This is a genomic window from Terribacillus sp. AE2B 122 (genome assembly GCF_902497585.1).
GTDB lineage: Bacteria > Bacillota > Bacilli > Bacillales > Amphibacillaceae > Terribacillus > Terribacillus saccharophilus_A.
This window is the reverse complement of the sequence record NZ_LR700942.1, coordinates 951,895-968,316: the sequence shown is the minus strand read 5'-3', so window position 1 is coordinate 968,316 and position 16,422 is coordinate 951,895. Positions and strand designations below refer to the sequence as shown.

Sequence of the window (16,422 nt, the reverse complement as noted above, 5' to 3'; positions counted from 1 at the left end):
GTGTCTCAATACAAATGTTAATTTATGAAACAAAATTGTAAAAACAATGCTGGGCGACATGTCTCTAGGATTAGGAGGTGCCTTACGTGAACAACAGTGAAATTTTAGTCAGCTTAGATGTAGGAACATCAAATATTAAAGTGATTATCGGGGAAGTATTTCAGGATTCCCTTAACATAATCGGTGTCGGTACGGCAAAATCTAAAGGCCTGAAAAAAGGCGCCATCGTCGATATCGATCAAACAGTCCAATCGATTCGTACTGCTGTTGAACAAGCAGAGCGGATGGTCGGTATGCAAATTGAACGTGTAGTCGTCGGTGTCAATGGTAATCAGATTCAACTGCATCCATGTCATGGTGTGGTGGCTGTATCCAGTGAAACCAGAGAGATAGACGATGAGGATATTGCACGTGTACTTGACGCAGCGCAGGTTGTGTCCATTCCGCCAGAACGTGAGATAGTCGATGTGATTCCAAAACAGTTCATCGTAGATGGATTGGACGGTATCAATGACCCGCGTGGCATGATCGGTGTACGATTAGAAATGGAAGGTACAATTATTACCTGTTCCCGCACAGTCTTACATAATCTATTGAAATGCGTCGAGAAAGCCAACTTAGAAGTGATGGATATATGTCTGCAGCCATTGGCTGCAGGGGCTGTCGCCCTTTCAGAGGATGAAAAGAACCTTGGTGTCGGATTAATCGACATCGGCGGAGGCAATACAACTGTCTCTGTGTTCGGCAATGACCAGCTTATGGCGACTAGCGTCGTTCCTCTTGGCGGCGAGAATATTAGCAAGGATATATCTATCGGGCTGAAGACTTCCTCTGAACAAGCAGAAGAAATCAAAATTGGATATGGACATGCTTTCTACGATGATGCCAGGGAGGAAGAGACATTCGAAGCTTCGATTATCGGCAGCAATAAGAAACAAAACTTCTCCCAGCTTGATGTCGCGGATATCGTAGAAGCCCGCGTTGAGGAGATATTTGCATACGCTGATAGTGAAATTAAGCGTATGGGCTTCCCGGAACTCCCGGGTGGCTATGTCCTCACCGGAGGAACATCCATGATGCCAGGTATGCTTGAACTGGCACAGGATTGCTTCCAAGCGAATGTAAGACTTGCGATCCCGGATTATCTAGGAGTGCGGGAACCGCAGTTTACAAGCGCCGTCGGAATCTTGCAATTTGCCTATCGGAATGCGAGAATACAAGGGAAGGAAATCTTCTCTGCTGTAACAGAGGGAGACTTCGATGAGCCGGAAAGAAGACCGGCGAAACCTGCTAAATCAGAAAAGAAAAAAGGCGAAGAAAAAAAGAAAGAATCAGGTATTGCCAACCTGTTCAAGTACTTTTTCGATTAAGACAGACACGTCAGACCAATTGATGGAGACGACGGTTTGTAAATAGGAGGACGTTAAGATGTTAGAGTTTGACACAAATATGGAAACATTAGCGACAATAAAAGTCATCGGCGTCGGCGGAGGCGGAAGCAACGCCGTCAACCGAATGATCGAACATGGCGTCCAAGGTGTGGATTTTATTGCAGTGAACACTGATTCACAGGCATTGAATCTATCTAAAGCAGATGTCAAAATGCAAATTGGTGCGAAACTGACTCGTGGTCTTGGTGCTGGTGCCAACCCGGAAGTAGGTCGCAAAGCAGCAGAAGAAAGCAAAGAACAGATCCAGGAAGTTCTTCAAGGAGCTGACATGGTATTTGTTACAGCTGGTATGGGAGGCGGAACTGGTACAGGTGCTGCACCAGTTATCGCACAGATTGCTAAAGAGCTTGGCGCTCTAACAGTCGGAATCGTTACACGTCCTTTCTCATTTGAAGGACGTAAACGTCAGACACAGGCTCTAGCTGGAACAGATGCACTAAAGGGCAGCGTAGATACACTTATCGTTATCCCGAATGACCGCTTGCTTGAAATCGTTGATAAAAACACACCGATGCTTGAGGCATTCCGTGAAGCGGATAATGTCCTTCGTCAGGGTGTACAAGGTATTTCTGAATTAATTGCCGTTCCAGGTCTGATCAACGTCGACTTTGCTGACGTGAAGACGATCATGGCAGATAAAGGATCAGCACTTATGGGTATCGGTATTGCAACTGGTGAAAACCGCGCGACTGAGGCTGCGAAGAAAGCTATCAGCTCTCCGTTGCTAGAGACTTCAATTGACGGAGCACACGGTGTTCTTATGAATATCTCAGGCGGCACGAACCTAAGCCTGTATGAAGTGCAGGAAGCAGCTGATATCGTAACGAGTGCAGCTGACCAGGAAGTGAACGTAATCTTCGGTTCCGTTATCAATGAAGATTTGAAAGATGAAATCGTTGTGACTGTTATTGCGACAGGCTTTGATGAAGCTCAAATCCAGCAAGCTATGAATGCTCCTCGTCCGAAAGCGCGTCCGGTAGAGAAAGAAACACAAAGCACGCAACAGCCGGCAACTTCGGAAAGAAGAAGAGAGCGGGAAGAACTGCGTCGAGAAACACCATCTCCACAGCAGCAGCAACCGCGCAAGCAGGAAGAGGATACATTGGATATCCCGACATTCCTTCGCAACCGCAACCGCAGAAAATAAGTTCAAAGGATAGCATCCTATGATGCTATCCTTTTTTTTATGCCAAGAAATGTTAGACAAAAAGCAAGGAAAATACATAAAAATAGTGCGGTGCTGAGTGCATAAACTGACAGCATTTGAATCGGCTCTCCGTTATACTAGCTTCATCTATTAAAGGAGAAGGGGATAGCTGACGTGACAATCTATCTGGATGCAGTCTGGACACTCAATCTTTTTTTGGACTGGCTGCTGCTATTATGCACGCAAGCAATTGCAAGGTTGCAAGTACCAAAGCTTCGTATATTTGCCGGCGCCGTTGTTGCTTCACTTATTGTTCCAGTAACAGTCTATTTTCCGGATAGCTTTCTGGCCCACCCAGTGGGAAAGTTACTTTTCTCCATGCTAATCATCTGGACTGCTTTCGGCTTCCGGTCTGTCACCCGTATTCTTAAAATGCTGCTGCTTTTTTATTTTATTACGTTTGCAGCAGGCGGCAGCCTATTCGCCATCCATTATATGCTGCAGACTCAAGCTGCATTCACTCCTGCTTCCTTTTTGACTGTAAGCACAGGATACGGAGATCACGTCAGCTGGCTTTTCGTAGCCATTATGTTTCCGGTTGCTTTGTACTTTACTAAAAGCAGAATGGACAAGCAGCGCTTTGAACAATTCCGTTACGATCAGCTTTACACCGTTCAAGTTAGCATCAATGGCATTGCACATAAAACAGACGGCTTCATCGATAGCGGGAATCATCTGTCTGATCCGTTGACGAAGCGGCCTGTCGTAATCTGTGATCAGCTTTTTTTACGAAACTGGTTCAATGAAGAAGATTGGCAGCTGTTAGCTCAAGCAAACGACAATTTGGATTTGGGTTTGCTGCCGGAGGATTGGCCATATGAATTTTCTGTCGTTCCGTATCAGGGTGTGAATGGAGAAGGCGCTCTTATGTTGGTTTTAAAGCCGGATAGCATCCTGATTGAAATGGATCAAAGCCCGATCGAAACAGACCGGGTCTGGATTGGAATTCAATTCGGCAATCTTACCGCAGATCGCCGTTATCATTGTCTGCTTCATCCATCACTTGTACACGATGCCAGCACACAAGCGGGCTAAGGAGAAGGGAGATAAACATGGGAATGAAAGCATGGAAGCTAAAAATATGGTGGTACAAGATTCTCGTCAAGCTTAAAATCAAGCAAAAGGAAATCTACTATATCGGCGGTAGCGAGGCCCTGCCTCCCCCATTATCGAAAGAAGAGGAGTTCAAATTGCTCCAACTTCTGCCTACAGGCGATAAATCTGCAAGGGCGATGCTCATTGAGCGCAATCTTCGTCTAGTGGTGTATATCGCGAGGAAGTTCGAAAACACAGGTATCAATATTGAAGATTTGATTAGTATTGGGACAATCGGTTTGATCAAAGCAGTGAATACTTTCAATCCAGAGAAAAAAATCAAGCTTGCAACTTATGCTTCCCGCTGTATCGAAAATGAAATTCTCATGTATTTACGCCGTAATAGCAAACTAAAGTCAGAAATAAGTTTTGATGAACCGCTCAATATTGATTGGGATGGCAATGAACTGCTTTTATCAGATGTTTTAGGAACAGATGATGATATCATTACGAAGGATATCGAGAAAAATGTAGATAAGAATTTATTAAAAAGAGCATTAGAACAGCTTAATGACAGAGAAAAGCAAATCATGGAACTTCGCTTTGGACTTATCGGTCAGGAAGAGAAAACGCAAAAAGATGTAGCTGATATGCTTGGTATCTCTCAATCCTACATTTCGCGTCTGGAGAAAAAAATTATCCGCCGACTGCAAAAAGAATTTAATAAAATGATCTAAGCCCTACTGGTGCCTGTATTTGTCCTAAGTCGGACAATGTCAGGTACTTTTTGTCTTTGCATAAAAAAATTCCCGCGGGGAGATACTGTGCTTGCATCGTATCTTCATTCGGGAGGTCAAGTAACATGTCGAGACAGAAAGTAGAAATATGTGGAGTAGATACTTCAAAACTGCCAGTACTCAAAAATGAGGAAATGAAAAAGCTATTCATCCGCATGCAGCAAAAAGACGACATTTCAGCCCGTGAAGAACTCGTCAATGGAAATCTCCGCCTCGTGCTCAGTGTTATTCAGCGCTTCAATAACCGAGGTGAATATGTCGACGATCTTTTTCAAGTAGGCTGTATTGGACTAATGAAATCCATTGATAATTTCGATTTGAAGCATAATGTGCGTTTTTCTACATACGCAGTGCCGATGATCATTGGAGAAATTCGCCGCTACTTAAGAGACAACAATCCGATTCGTGTGTCACGTTCCTTGCGTGATACAGCATACAAAGCTTTGCAAGTACGTGAGCAGCTAATTGCGAAAACTTCTAAAGATCCAACAACAGCAGAGATCGCTGCAGAGCTTGGTGTGCAGCCTTCTGATATAACATTTGCAATGGATGCCATCCAAGATCCGGTTTCCTTGTTCGAACCGATATATAACGATGGTGGTGACCCGATATTCGTTTTGGATCAGCTTCGTAGTGAGTCGGAAAATGATGCTAACTGGCTGGATAACCTGTCGTTAAAAGAGGGAATGCATCGTCTGAATGAAAGGGAGAAAATGATATTGAATAAGCGTTTCTTCCAAGGCAAGACACAGATGGAAGTCGCAGATGAAATCGGTATATCTCAAGCACAAGTATCCCGTTTGGAAAAAGCAGCAATCGAAGAGATGAATAAACAAATGTTCGAGTGAGTCTGGGAAATAACTAATTAGTTAAATAATGCTTTAAGAGTAACGTGATTGGAAGTTCAAATCGCCGCTCCGGAAATACATTGCGCTTTCCGTGGCGGCTGGTGAGCCTCCCCGTGCTGGCGCACTTCGGGGTCTCACCTAGGACCGCGGAAAGCGAAGTATTGTGCTGGAGCGGGACTAATAATCTAATCTGAATAAAATCCGAACGTTGCAAATTCATTGAGAGATTTGCACCGTTCGGATTTTTGTTTTGCCATAATTCTTTTTACTCAATCTATTTTATATTTGAATGCTATTTCTGGGGCTTGGCCGCATAGACTAGAAGAAAAAAGAAAAGGGGCCAAGTATTGATGACTCTAACCGAATTGCAAATGAAGGATATTGTTCTAATGGAGAATGGGAAAAAAGTAGGGAATGTGTCTGATTTAGAGATCAATGAACAAAATGGTCATATATCAGCAATTATCGTGACACTTCGCGGGAAGATGATGGGGCTCTTCGGAAAGGAAGAAGAATTAGTCGTTCCATGGAATCAGATCATCACGATCGGGACAGATGTCATCCTAATCAAAAGTCCTGAGCAAGCTCCTGTTACGGAAGTGGCGAGCAAGTAATCTTGTACAGAATACAGCAGAAATATGGTACTATAAAAGCAATCAGAGGAGTGAGTACCATATGAAAGAAACAGCTTCCAACCTAAAGGGGATGTATATGGAGCTTGGCGGATGGTCAGTTCCCACTAACATCGTTAGCGGTATTACAACAAAATATTATGGTGTTAGCAAAGCACCTTTTGATAGTCTGAATATGGGGCTGCATGTTGGAGACGCGCCAGAAGATGTTGTCCGAAACCGTCAACTTCTCGCCGAAGCTATTCAGTTTCCTTTGGATACATGGGTATTAGGTGAGCAAGTCCATGGGACGCAAATTGCAGTCGTCACCAAAAGTGAAGCTGGTCGTGGAAGTCGGGAATTATCTGACAGTCTTCCATCAGTGGATGGCCTTATCACTAATGAAAAAGGTATGCTTCTAGCTGCTTTCTTTGCTGACTGCGTACCTCTTTATTTTTTCGATAGCACAAGTGAGTGGATTGGAATGGCACACGCTGGCTGGCGCGGAACTGTCGCTAATATGGCAGGGAAAATGGTTGAAGCTCTTTGTGCAAATGGAGCAAACAAGGAAAGTATACAAGCGATGATCGGACCATGTATATCGAAGAACAGATATGAAGTGGACGATCATATTGTACAGCAGATACCTGAGGAGTTCCGGGCTAAAGTGCTAGCACCAAGCGGAACTAACCGATACTATCTGGATCTGCAGATGCTTAATCGGTTGTACCTGCTGCAAGCAGGCATTCTGGATGAAAATATACTTACAGCAGCATATTGTACATACGATTCCCCAGAATTTTATTCACATCGGGAAGACCAAGGAAAAACCGGCAGGATGATCGGTTTTATCGGGATGAAAGAGGAGCAGGCATGAATACAGTACAAGAGAACTTGAAACAGATCCAGCAGGATATTAATGCAGCAGCGGCTAAAACCGGCCGAAATTCCGAGGATATAACACTCCTTGCCGTTACGAAATATGTTACAATTGAACGAACAGAAGAAGCTGTCGATGCCGGTATTGTCGATTTGGGTGAGAATCGGATCGAGGGTTTCCTTGAGAAGCAGGCAGTTATCGGAGAAAAAGCTGTATGGCATTTCATCGGCAGCCTGCAAACAAGGAAAGTAAAAGATGTCATCAATCAGGTGGACTATCTGCATGCATTAGACAGATTGTCACTTGCGAAGGAAATTCAAAAGCGGGCAGCAAAGAAAATCAAATGTTTTGTACAAATCAATGTGAGCGGAGAAGTTACCAAATCAGGCGTGTCACCTGATGAAACGCTAGCTTTCATCCAGCAGCTTGCAGAATTTCCGGCAATTGAAATTGTCGGTTTGATGACAATGGCACCGAATACAGAGAAGGAAGATGTACTTCGCAGTGTGTTCAGCGGCTTGAGGCAGCTTCGAGATGAAGTGAAAGCTGCAGGTATGCTGCATGCACCTTGTACATTCTTATCCATGGGAATGAGTAATGATTACACAATCGCGATAGAAGAAGGAGCGACTCATATCCGGGTCGGTTCTGCTCTTGTAGGTCCATATAAATAAGCGAGGTGAAGAAAATGAGTTTCAAAAATAAGATGAGAAATTTCTTTACTGTAGATGATGAAGAATATGAATACGTCGAAGAACAGTCGAACGAACAAGAGGAAATCGAGCCGTATCCACAGAGCGGGCGAGAGCGTAATCAGAATCAGAACGTTGTCAGCCTGAAAAGTGTACAATCGTCCTCTAAAGTCGTTCTTTGTGAGCCAAGGACATATAACGAAGCGCAGGAAATCGCTGATCATGTTGTGAACAGGAGAGCTGTCGTGCTCAATTTGCAGCGTGTTGACCATCATCAGGCAAAACGAATCGTCGATTTTCTTAGCGGTACAGTCTACGCCCTTAATGGAGATATCCAGAAACTGGGCAGTCAAACCTTCCTGTGTGCTCCGGACAATATTGAACTTGCCGGCAGCATATCCGATATGATAGAGGAGCAGGATGATTATAATAAGAGGTGGTAGAAGCAAATGCTTTTGAGCATAATTAGTACGGCTTTCACAGTATATTCCTTTGCATTGATCATTTATATCCTCATGTCATGGTTCCCGGGAGCCAGGCAATCAGCGTTCGGCGAAATGCTAGGTCGGATCTGTGAACCATATCTGGATGTATTTCGACGGTTCATTCCGCCGCTAGGAATGATCGATTTGTCCCCAATCGTTGGGATCATTGTTTTGCGCTTAGCGGAGAGTGGAGTAAGAACTATATACTTTATGATTTTCTAATGATGAGGAGTACAACGTAACGTGAGTATCTATCAGCATTACCGGGAAGAGGAACGTCCTTTTATCGACCAGATTCTTTCCTGGATGGAACAAGTGGAACGTCAATATCAGCCCCGGGTGACTGATTTCCTGGATCCCCGGGAACAGCTTATCTTCCGACAGCTGTTAGGCGGCCAAACTGAGCTGCAGTGGGCTTTGTCAGGCGGAACGGAGAAAGCGGAAAGAAATCGGGGAATCATTGCACCGCTTTATGATTCAATTACACCAGAGGATTTTAGTATCGAGCTGCTTGAGGCTACTTATCCCGATAAGTTTGTCACACTTGAACACCGTGATGTAATGGGATCCTTCCTTTCCCTTGGAATTGATCGTAAAAAATTGGGCGATATCAGTGTGGGTGAAGGCGTAATCCAACTTTTCACTACATCAGACATTGCTCCCTACATACGTGCGAATTTAGTTGAAGTCAAAAGAGCCAAGGTAACATGGGAATCAGTGGATCCAAATCGGTTCAGGCCAGAAGAGGTGGAATGGGTTACTAGCGAAACAACTGTTTCCTCTCTTAGGCTGGATGCTATCATAAAGGAGCTATATCGTATGTCTCGCCAGCAGGCAGCTGAGCGTATCCAGAAAGGACTTGTCAAAGTCAATTTCAAGACGGTCGAGGATGTCAGCTTTCAGCTTGCTGAGGGAGATCTCTTGTCCCTGCGAGGCATGGGCAGAGGCAAGCTTGCAGAAGTGAAAGGTACAACAAAGAAAGACAAGCGGCGCATTACATTGGAAAAATTAAAGTAGCCGTAACGGTTAATTTATGCTATCTTTGTCGAATAACAGCTATTAAAGATTCTTTAACAGGAGGTGGCCGTCGTGCCATTAACACCTTTGGATATTCACAATAAGGAGTTCGCCCGCGGATTCCGCGGTTATGATGAAGATGATGTAAACGACTTCCTCGATAGGGTAATCAAGGATTATGAGATTATCATTCGTGAGAAGAAGGATTTGGAAGAGCGCATGCAGCAGCTCGAAGAACGACTTGGTCATTTCAACAATATTGAAATGACACTAAATAAGTCAATCCTTGTGGCGCAGGAAACTGCTGAAGAAGTGAAAGGCAATGCAATGAAAGAGTCCAAGCTGATCATCAAGGAAGCTGAAAAGAATGCAGACCGTATCATCAATGAGTCCCTCACGAAGTCACGCCAGATTGCATTGGAAGTCGAGGATCTTAAAAAACAAGCAAAAGTATTCCGTACACGATTGAAAATGCTTGTAGAAGCGCAGCTCGAGATGATTGAAACGGACGATTGGGATGGTTTATTCGCAACAGAAGTAGCGTATGAGCCAGAGGAAGAGACGGCGGAATAAAGTCCGCTTGACGTTTTTCGCAAACTTACATATAATTTTACTATTAATTAGTTAACAACATGACCAGGATATAAAGACTGTGATCGGGACAGTAGGAAGTCCATACCGCTTTCAAAGCGAGCCAGGGAAGGTGAGAGCCTGGTACGGTATTTCTTTCGAACATCACCCGCTAGTTTCCATTCGAACCGCAAGCAGTAGAAATGGACGTCTCATTCACGTTACGAATTCGAGTGGATAGATGATACTAGTCTGTCTATAAGGGTGGTACCGCGAGTCTCTCTCGTCCCTTCTGGGATGATGAGAGACTCCTTTTTTTGCCCAAAATTATCGGTCATATAAGGAGGAAAATACATTGGATTACAAAGAAACATTGCTGATGCCGGAAACGGCTTTCCCGATGCGCGGCAACCTGCCGAACAAAGAACCGAAAATGCAGCAGGAATGGGAAGAACAAAACATCTACAAAAAAGTGCAGGAAAGAACGGAAGGGCGTCCGCTCTTCGTCTTGCATGACGGACCTCCATATGCCAATGGTGACCTTCATATGGGCCATGCACTTAACAAAGTACTGAAGGACTTTATCGTTCGCTATAAATCAATGTCCGGCTTCCATGCACCCTATGTTCCAGGCTGGGATACACACGGACTACCGATTGAACAAGCCCTAACGAAGAAAAAGGTTGACCGCAAGAAAATGACGGTTGCAGAATTCCGCCGACTTTGCGCGGAATACGCAATGCAGCAAATCGACAACCAGCGTACCCAGTTCAAGCAGCTAGGTGTTCGTGGTGATTGGGATAATCCTTATATTACGTTGACAAAGGATTATGAAGCAGCACAGATTAAAGTGTTCGGTGAAATGGCAGAACGCGGCTACATCTACAAAGGTATGAAGCCGGTATACTGGTCTCCATCTTCTGAATCTGCTTTGGCAGAAGCGGAAATCGAGTACCAAGACAAACGTTCTGCATCCATTTATGTAGCGTTCCAAGTGAAAGACGGTAAAAACTTGTTCCAAGGTGACGAGAAATTCATCATCTGGACGACAACTCCTTGGACATTGCCTGCGAACGTCGCAATCTCGCTTCATCCAGAAGTGACATATGTGGTAGCACAAGTTGGCAGCGAGAAATATGTCGTAGCAGAAGATTTGCTTGGCAACGTTACAGAAACACTTGAATGGAGCAGTCCTGAAGTACTGAAAACATTCAAAGGAAAAGAAGCGGAGTATGTAACAACACAGCATCCTTTCTATGACCGTGAATCTTTGATCATCCTTGGTGAACACGTTACAACAGACAGCGGTACAGGCTGTGTACACACAGCTCCAGGACACGGGGAAGAAGATTTCTTTGCCAGCCAGAAATACAAATTGCCGATCATTAGTCCTTTGGATGACAAAGGTGTCTTCACTAGTGAAGCTCCTGGTTTTGAAGGTGTATTCTATGATAAGGCGAATAAAGAGATCACAGAACTGCTTGAAGAAAAAGGTGCATTACTAAAACTTGAATTCTTCACGCATTCTTACCCGCATGACTGGCGTACGAAGAAGCCAGTTATCTATCGTGCAACGGCTCAATGGTTTGCTTCCATCAAAGCATTCCGCGAGCAAATCATCGAACAAATCAAAGAAGTGGAATGGTTCCCGAAATGGGGCGAAACACGTCTTTATAACATGTTCCGTGATCGCGAAGACTGGTGTATTTCCCGTCAGCGTGCATGGGGTGTTCCGATTCCTGTATTTTATGGGGAAAATGGAGAACCAATCATTACAGAAGAAACGATCCAGCATGTTTCTGACCTGTTCCTTGAGCATGGCTCAAATATCTGGTTCGAAAGAGAAGCGAAAGATCTATTACCGGAAGGCTTCACTTCCGAGCATAGCCCGAACGGCATCTTCACGAAAGAAACAGATATCATGGACGTATGGTTCGATTCTGGTTCTTCTCACCAAGGTGTGTTAGTAAACCGACCGGAATTGCAGCGTCCAGCTGACCTTTACTTGGAAGGCTCTGACCAGTATCGCGGCTGGTTCAACTCTTCTTTGACAACTGCTGTCGCTGTAACAGGCAAAGCACCGTACAAAGCAGTCCTCAGCCACGGATTCGCATTAGACGGTAAAGGTAAAAAGATGAGTAAATCGCTTGGCAACATCGTTGTTCCAGCGAAAATCATGAAGCAGTATGGTGCGGATATTCTTCGTCTATGGGTTGCTTCTGTTGATTATCAATCCGATGTGCGTATCTCCGATGAGATCATCAAACAGACATCCGAGGGCTACCGCAAAATCCGAAATACTTTCCGCTTCTTGCTAGCTAACTTGCATGATTTCGATCCTGCTAAGGACAGCGTAGCGCATGCAGACATGGTCGAAGTAGATCGTTATATGCTTGCGAAGCTTTCTGATTTGACTAAGCACGTACGCGAGAGCTATGACAATTACGAATTTGCGGATGTATATTCTGCAATCCTAAGCTTCTGTTCTGTAGAACTTAGTGCGTTCTACCTTGATTTCGGTAAAGATATCCTTTATATCGAGGCTGCTGATCATCCAGCACGCCGCAGCATTCAGACTGCGTATTACGAAATTGTAAAATCGCTTCTGCAAATGCTTGCACCGATTCTTGCTCATACAACGGAGGAAGCATGGAGTTACGTCCCTGGTGAGAAAGCAGAGAGCATCCAGCTGTCAGACTTCCCAGAAGCTGTAGCAATTTCAGATCATGAGGAACTGCTAACAAAATGGGATCATTTCATCAAAGTACGTGATGATGTTCTGAAAGCATTGGAAATTGCCCGCAGTGAGAAAGTCATTGGTAAGTCATTAGAATCCAAACTTACGATTGTTGCCAAAGATGATGAAACGAAACAGCTTCTTCAAGGAATTGATAATTTGCATCAATTGCTTATTGTATCTGAAGCTAACGTGGTGGATTCAGATGCTGATGCTGCTGATTATGAGCATGTGGCTGTCCGTGTCGAAAAACATCCGGCAGACCGATGCGAACGCTGCTGGGTTGCTTCCGACACAGTAGGGCAGGATGAGTTGCATCCTGAACTATGTTCACGCTGCGCAAGCATCGTAGAAGCACACTATCACGCGTAAGAAGAGAAAGCTTCGCTTTTAAGCGGAGCTTTCTTTTTATCTGGACAATCTTTTTCATCGTATCTATGGTAAAATGCAAGATAGATTGTATTGAACGGAGGAAATGGAGTCCATGTATTTTGTGATCGCGATCATTCTGATCATCATTGATCAGCTAACGAAATTGGCAGTAGTGAAAAATATGACAGAAGGAGAATCAATTCCGGTCATCGATAATTTCTTGTACCTGTCTTCCCATCGGAACAGAGGAGCAGCGTGGGGGATATTGGAAGGTCATTTTTGGTTCTTTTATCTTGTAACAGCGATTGTTATTGTCATAGTCAGCTATTATATTGTGAAATATAGCAAGGAAAGCAAATTGATGGGTACCGGACTTTCGCTTGTACTTGGAGGAGCTATTGGTAACTTTATTGATAGGCTGTTTCGCAAGGAAGTTGTCGACTTTGTCGATACACGATTCGGTGACTATCATTATCCAATCTTCAACGTGGCGGATTCATGTCTAGTTGTAGGTGTAATCCTCATCATTATTGCTATGCTGCTTGATGAACGAAAGAAAGGAAGAAAAGAAGCATGAGTAAGTTGGAACATACAGTCGCAGCCGAGCAGGCGGGCTTGCGCATCGATAAGCTGTTATCTGATATCCAGGAGGATGTTTCCCGGAGTCAGGCTCAGAGCTGGATCAAAGAAGATCTAGTTACTGTGAACGGCACCAAGGTTAAGAATAAGTATACTGTGCAAGAGGGAGACGTGATCGAGTGGTCGATTCCGGAACCTGAGGAAATGAAAATTGAAGCGGAGAATATCCCGCTTGAGATCATCTATGAAGATGCTGATATCGCAGTAGTGAACAAGCCGCGCGGAATGGTAGTACATCCATCCAACGGTCATCAGTCTGGTACAATGGTTCACGCGCTGCTTTACCATCTAAAAGATCTTTCTGGTATCAATGGTACAATGCGTCCTGGGATTGTACACCGTATCGATAAGGATACAAGCGGCCTTTTAGTAGTCGCTAAGCATGATAAGGCGCATCAAAAATTGACTGATATGCTGAAGGAACATGACATTGAACGGAAGTACCGGGCAATTGTCCATGGTGTGATTGACCATGAATTTGGTACAATTGAAGCACCAATTGGACGTGATACGAATGACCGTCAGAAAATGGCAGTCGTTGAAAACGGAAAGCCTGCTGTGACGCATTTCGAAGTGCTGGAGCGCTTTGAAGAATTCACGTATATAGAATGTAAGCTTGAGACAGGCAGAACACACCAGATTCGTGTGCATATGCAATATATCGGCTATCCGCTTGCTGGAGATCCGAAATACGGTCCGCGCAGAACGTTGGATATCGATGGTCAAGCGCTGCATGCTGCAGTTCTTGGCTTCAATCATCCAATTTCAGGTGAATGGATGCAATTCGAAGCACCAGTTCCAGACGTGTTCCAAGAGGAATTGGACAAGTTGAAGTTCAATGCTTGACAGTCATTCCCTGACATGCGATACTGAATAAAGTTGAATAAGAACCTTTAAGACAGTCCAGAGAGGCTGATAAGGAAGCGGAGATGAACGGGATACGTATGTATCCAAGCCCCTTATTACCTCATGGTGATAAGGGGTTTTTTCATAGCTTCAAAGGAAGGTGGGAAGAAAATGAATAAGAAAGCAACCCTGCTGGATCAGGCTGCAATTGGACGTGCGCTCACACGGATTGCACATGAAATCCTAGAACGTAATAAAGGACCGGAAGATTTGGTTCTTGTCGGTATCCAGACCAGAGGTGTTCCCATCGCGAAACGCCTGCAGCAGAAGATAGAAGGAATCGAACAAGTGACTGTACCGCTTGAAGAAGTGGATATCACGTTATACCGAGACGATTTGGCACATGCCTCTGATAATCAGGAGCCGATGGTGCAGCCAGTAAAGCTCGGAACTGATTTAACGAATAAGAATGTCATCTTGATTGATGATGTATTATACACAGGAAGAACGGTGAGAGCTGCAATGGATGCGATCATGGACGCGGGACGTCCAGCGCAGATCCAACTAGCAGTTTTGATCGACAGAGGACATCGGGAACTACCGATTCGGGCCGATTATATCGGGAAGAACATCCCGACCTCGCAATCGGAAGTTATTGTCGTCGAGTTGGAAGAGACAGATGATTACGAGAGCGTCGATATTTACGAAAATGAATAAGGACCTTTAATGGAAGTCCAGAGAGGCTTACAAGGTCGCAAGCTACAACGTCGTCACGGAAGTGGCAGACGTGTGCCTCTTTGCGACCATAATCGCGAAGAGGCTTTTTTTATAAGGAAAAAGAGGAGAGAAACAGATGAAGCCAGCACTAAACATACACGACATCCCAAAATGGAATCAATGGATCATATTCAGCTTACAGCATTTATTCGCAATGTTCGGTGCCACTATCCTGGTGCCGGCGCTAACCGGACTTGATCCAGCTGTAGCGCTTGTTTCAAGCGGCGTCGGCACACTCGCATTCATCTTGATAACAAGAGGGTCAGTACCAGCTTATCTAGGCTCGAGTTTCGCCTTCATCTATCCGATAACGCAATCGATTGAAGCTGCTGGAATCGGAGGAGCCATGATTGGCAGCTTTTTCGCAGGTCTTGCCTACGGCATAGTAGCAATCGCCATCCGTCTCGGCGGAATGAAAAGTATTATCAAACTGCTTCCGCCGATTGTTGTTGGGCCAGTCATCATCGTCATCGGTCTGGCACTGGCACCGACTGCGGTGGATATGGCAATGAATGCACCTGATACTGGGGAATACAGTACAAAATACTTCACAATCGCACTGGTCACATTAGCAATAACAGTAGTGGCGTCCATCTTTCTCAAAGGGTTCCTTGGATTGATTCCGGTCTTGATCGGAATCATCGGTGGGTACGTCTTCGCCCTCACACAAGGAATTGTTGACACAAGCGGCGTACAGGCGGCTTGGAACCAGATCGTTACAGCAGATAGCATTGGTGCTTTCTTTAGCGGAATCTTCACTGTACCGAACTTTACCATACCGTTTGTCGATTATAACGTCGCCGATGTATTCAGCTGGCAGCTGTTCTTCACGATGGTGCCTATCGCTGTGGTAACAGTATCCGAACATATCGGACACCAGCTGGCACTATCCAAAATTGTCGATCAAAACATGCTCGTCAAGCCAGGGCTGCATACTTCCTTGGCAGGTGATGGAGTCGCGACAATAATCGCATCCATGCTTGGCGGACCACCAAACACGACTTACGGGGAAAACATCGGGGTGTTGGCGATCACAAGAGTGTTCAGTGTATTCGTCATCGGAGGTACAGCAGTACTTGCTATTCTGTTCGGGTTTACCGGGTTGATCACGGCCTTGATCAGCTCAGTACCATCCGCAGTCATGGGTGGGGTGAGCATCATGCTCTTTGGGATAATCGCTGCAAGCGGTCTTCGAACGATGATAGACAGCCAGCTTGATCTTGGGGACAAACGTAACTTAATCATCAGCTCGATTATCTTGGTCATCGGAATTGGCGGAGCTTTCCTTCGCTTCCAGATCGCCGATTTAGACTTGGAGATCAACAGCATGGCATTAGCAGCGCTAGTTGGTGTCGTCTTGAACCTTGTATTGCCGGGCAAAGAATCCGGCCTTGGAAATGGCAGTCTGTTCACAGTCGAGGATCAGAAACAAACAGCATCCAAATAAGGAGGAGAAGG

The 16,422-nt window shown here is 44.9% G+C and carries 17 protein-coding genes and 1 other annotated feature; all 17 genes read left to right on the top strand.

The genetic code is table 11. The features are described from left to right. The first annotated feature begins 86 nt into the window (after window positions 1-86). Window positions 87-1,370 carry a cell division protein FtsA gene (gene ftsA, locus AE2B122_RS04920; RefSeq protein ID WP_095217529.1) on the top strand — a complete coding sequence of 428 codons (1,284 nt, stop codon included), beginning with the start codon at window positions 87-89 and terminating at the stop codon, window positions 1,368-1,370. A 58-nt stretch (window positions 1,371-1,428) separates the two neighbouring features. Next, window positions 1,429-2,598 carry a cell division protein FtsZ gene (gene ftsZ / locus AE2B122_RS04915; protein ID WP_095217530.1) on the top strand — a complete coding sequence of 390 codons (1,170 nt, stop codon included), beginning with the start codon at window positions 1,429-1,431 and terminating at the stop codon, window positions 2,596-2,598. 174 nt (window positions 2,599-2,772) lie between these two features. Further along, window positions 2,773-3,693 (top strand): sigma-E processing peptidase SpoIIGA, encoded by a 921-nt coding sequence (gene spoIIGA / locus AE2B122_RS04910; protein WP_175073232.1) that lies wholly within the window; start codon window positions 2,773-2,775, stop codon window positions 3,691-3,693. Between the two features lie 23 nt (window positions 3,694-3,716). After that, window positions 3,717-4,430 (top strand): RNA polymerase sporulation sigma factor SigE, encoded by a 714-nt coding sequence (gene sigE, locus AE2B122_RS04905; RefSeq protein WP_095218062.1) that lies wholly within the window; start codon window positions 3,717-3,719, stop codon window positions 4,428-4,430. 125 nt (window positions 4,431-4,555) lie between these two features. After that, window positions 4,556-5,338, top strand: coding sequence for an RNA polymerase sporulation sigma factor SigG (sigG, locus tag AE2B122_RS04900; protein WP_095217532.1), 783 nt, complete (start codon window positions 4,556-4,558; stop codon window positions 5,336-5,338). Between the two features lie 350 nt (window positions 5,339-5,688). Then, the gene (locus tag AE2B122_RS04895; RefSeq protein WP_095217533.1) at window positions 5,689-5,952 is read left to right on the top strand and encodes a YlmC/YmxH family sporulation protein; all 264 of its coding nucleotides are present in this window, start codon (window positions 5,689-5,691) and stop codon (window positions 5,950-5,952) included. Between the two features lie 61 nt (window positions 5,953-6,013). Beyond that, entirely contained in the window at window positions 6,014-6,826 is an 813-nt protein-coding gene (gene pgeF / locus AE2B122_RS04890) for a peptidoglycan editing factor PgeF (protein WP_254593411.1), read from the top strand. Then, window positions 6,823-7,503, top strand: a complete 681-nt coding sequence (locus AE2B122_RS04885; protein WP_175073230.1) for a YggS family pyridoxal phosphate-dependent enzyme — start codon at window positions 6,823-6,825, stop codon at window positions 7,501-7,503. The genes pgeF and AE2B122_RS04885 overlap by 4 nt, the downstream gene beginning before the upstream one ends. 14 nt (window positions 7,504-7,517) lie before the next feature. Next, window positions 7,518-7,964, top strand: coding sequence for a cell division protein SepF (locus AE2B122_RS04880; RefSeq protein WP_095217535.1), 447 nt, complete (start codon window positions 7,518-7,520; stop codon window positions 7,962-7,964). A gap of 6 nt (window positions 7,965-7,970) precedes the next feature. Next, a complete protein-coding gene (locus AE2B122_RS04875; RefSeq protein WP_095217536.1) occupies window positions 7,971-8,228 on the top strand; it encodes a YggT family protein in 258 nt (85 codons plus the stop codon). A gap of 21 nt (window positions 8,229-8,249) precedes the next feature. Next, a complete protein-coding gene (locus tag AE2B122_RS04870) occupies window positions 8,250-9,023 on the top strand; it encodes an RNA-binding protein (protein WP_175073229.1) in 774 nt (257 codons plus the stop codon). A 72-nt stretch (window positions 9,024-9,095) separates the two neighbouring features. Then, window positions 9,096-9,596: a DivIVA domain-containing protein gene (locus AE2B122_RS04865; protein WP_175073228.1), complete on the top strand. Its 501-nt coding sequence runs from the start codon at window positions 9,096-9,098 to the stop codon at window positions 9,594-9,596. Between the two features lie 70 nt (window positions 9,597-9,666). Further along, window positions 9,667-9,887, top strand: a binding site (T-box leader). Between the two features lie 61 nt (window positions 9,888-9,948). Continuing rightward, entirely contained in the window at window positions 9,949-12,702 is a 2,754-nt protein-coding gene (ileS, locus tag AE2B122_RS04860) for an isoleucine--tRNA ligase (protein WP_175073227.1), read from the top strand. A gap of 112 nt (window positions 12,703-12,814) precedes the next feature. Beyond that, on the top strand, window positions 12,815-13,279 hold the full coding sequence (gene lspA, locus AE2B122_RS04855; protein ID WP_095217539.1) for a signal peptidase II: 465 nt from the start codon (window positions 12,815-12,817) through the stop codon (window positions 13,277-13,279). Continuing rightward, on the top strand, window positions 13,276-14,187 hold the full coding sequence (locus tag AE2B122_RS04850) for an RluA family pseudouridine synthase (protein ID WP_095217540.1): 912 nt from the start codon (window positions 13,276-13,278) through the stop codon (window positions 14,185-14,187). The genes lspA and AE2B122_RS04850 overlap by 4 nt, the downstream gene beginning before the upstream one ends. A 171-nt stretch (window positions 14,188-14,358) precedes the next feature. After that, window positions 14,359-14,904 carry a bifunctional pyr operon transcriptional regulator/uracil phosphoribosyltransferase PyrR gene (pyrR, locus tag AE2B122_RS04845; protein ID WP_095230955.1) on the top strand — a complete coding sequence of 182 codons (546 nt, stop codon included), beginning with the start codon at window positions 14,359-14,361 and terminating at the stop codon, window positions 14,902-14,904. Between the two features lie 136 nt (window positions 14,905-15,040). Then, window positions 15,041-16,411, top strand: coding sequence for a solute carrier family 23 protein (locus AE2B122_RS04840; protein WP_175073226.1), 1,371 nt, complete (start codon window positions 15,041-15,043; stop codon window positions 16,409-16,411). Window positions 16,412-16,422 lie beyond the last annotated feature (11 nt).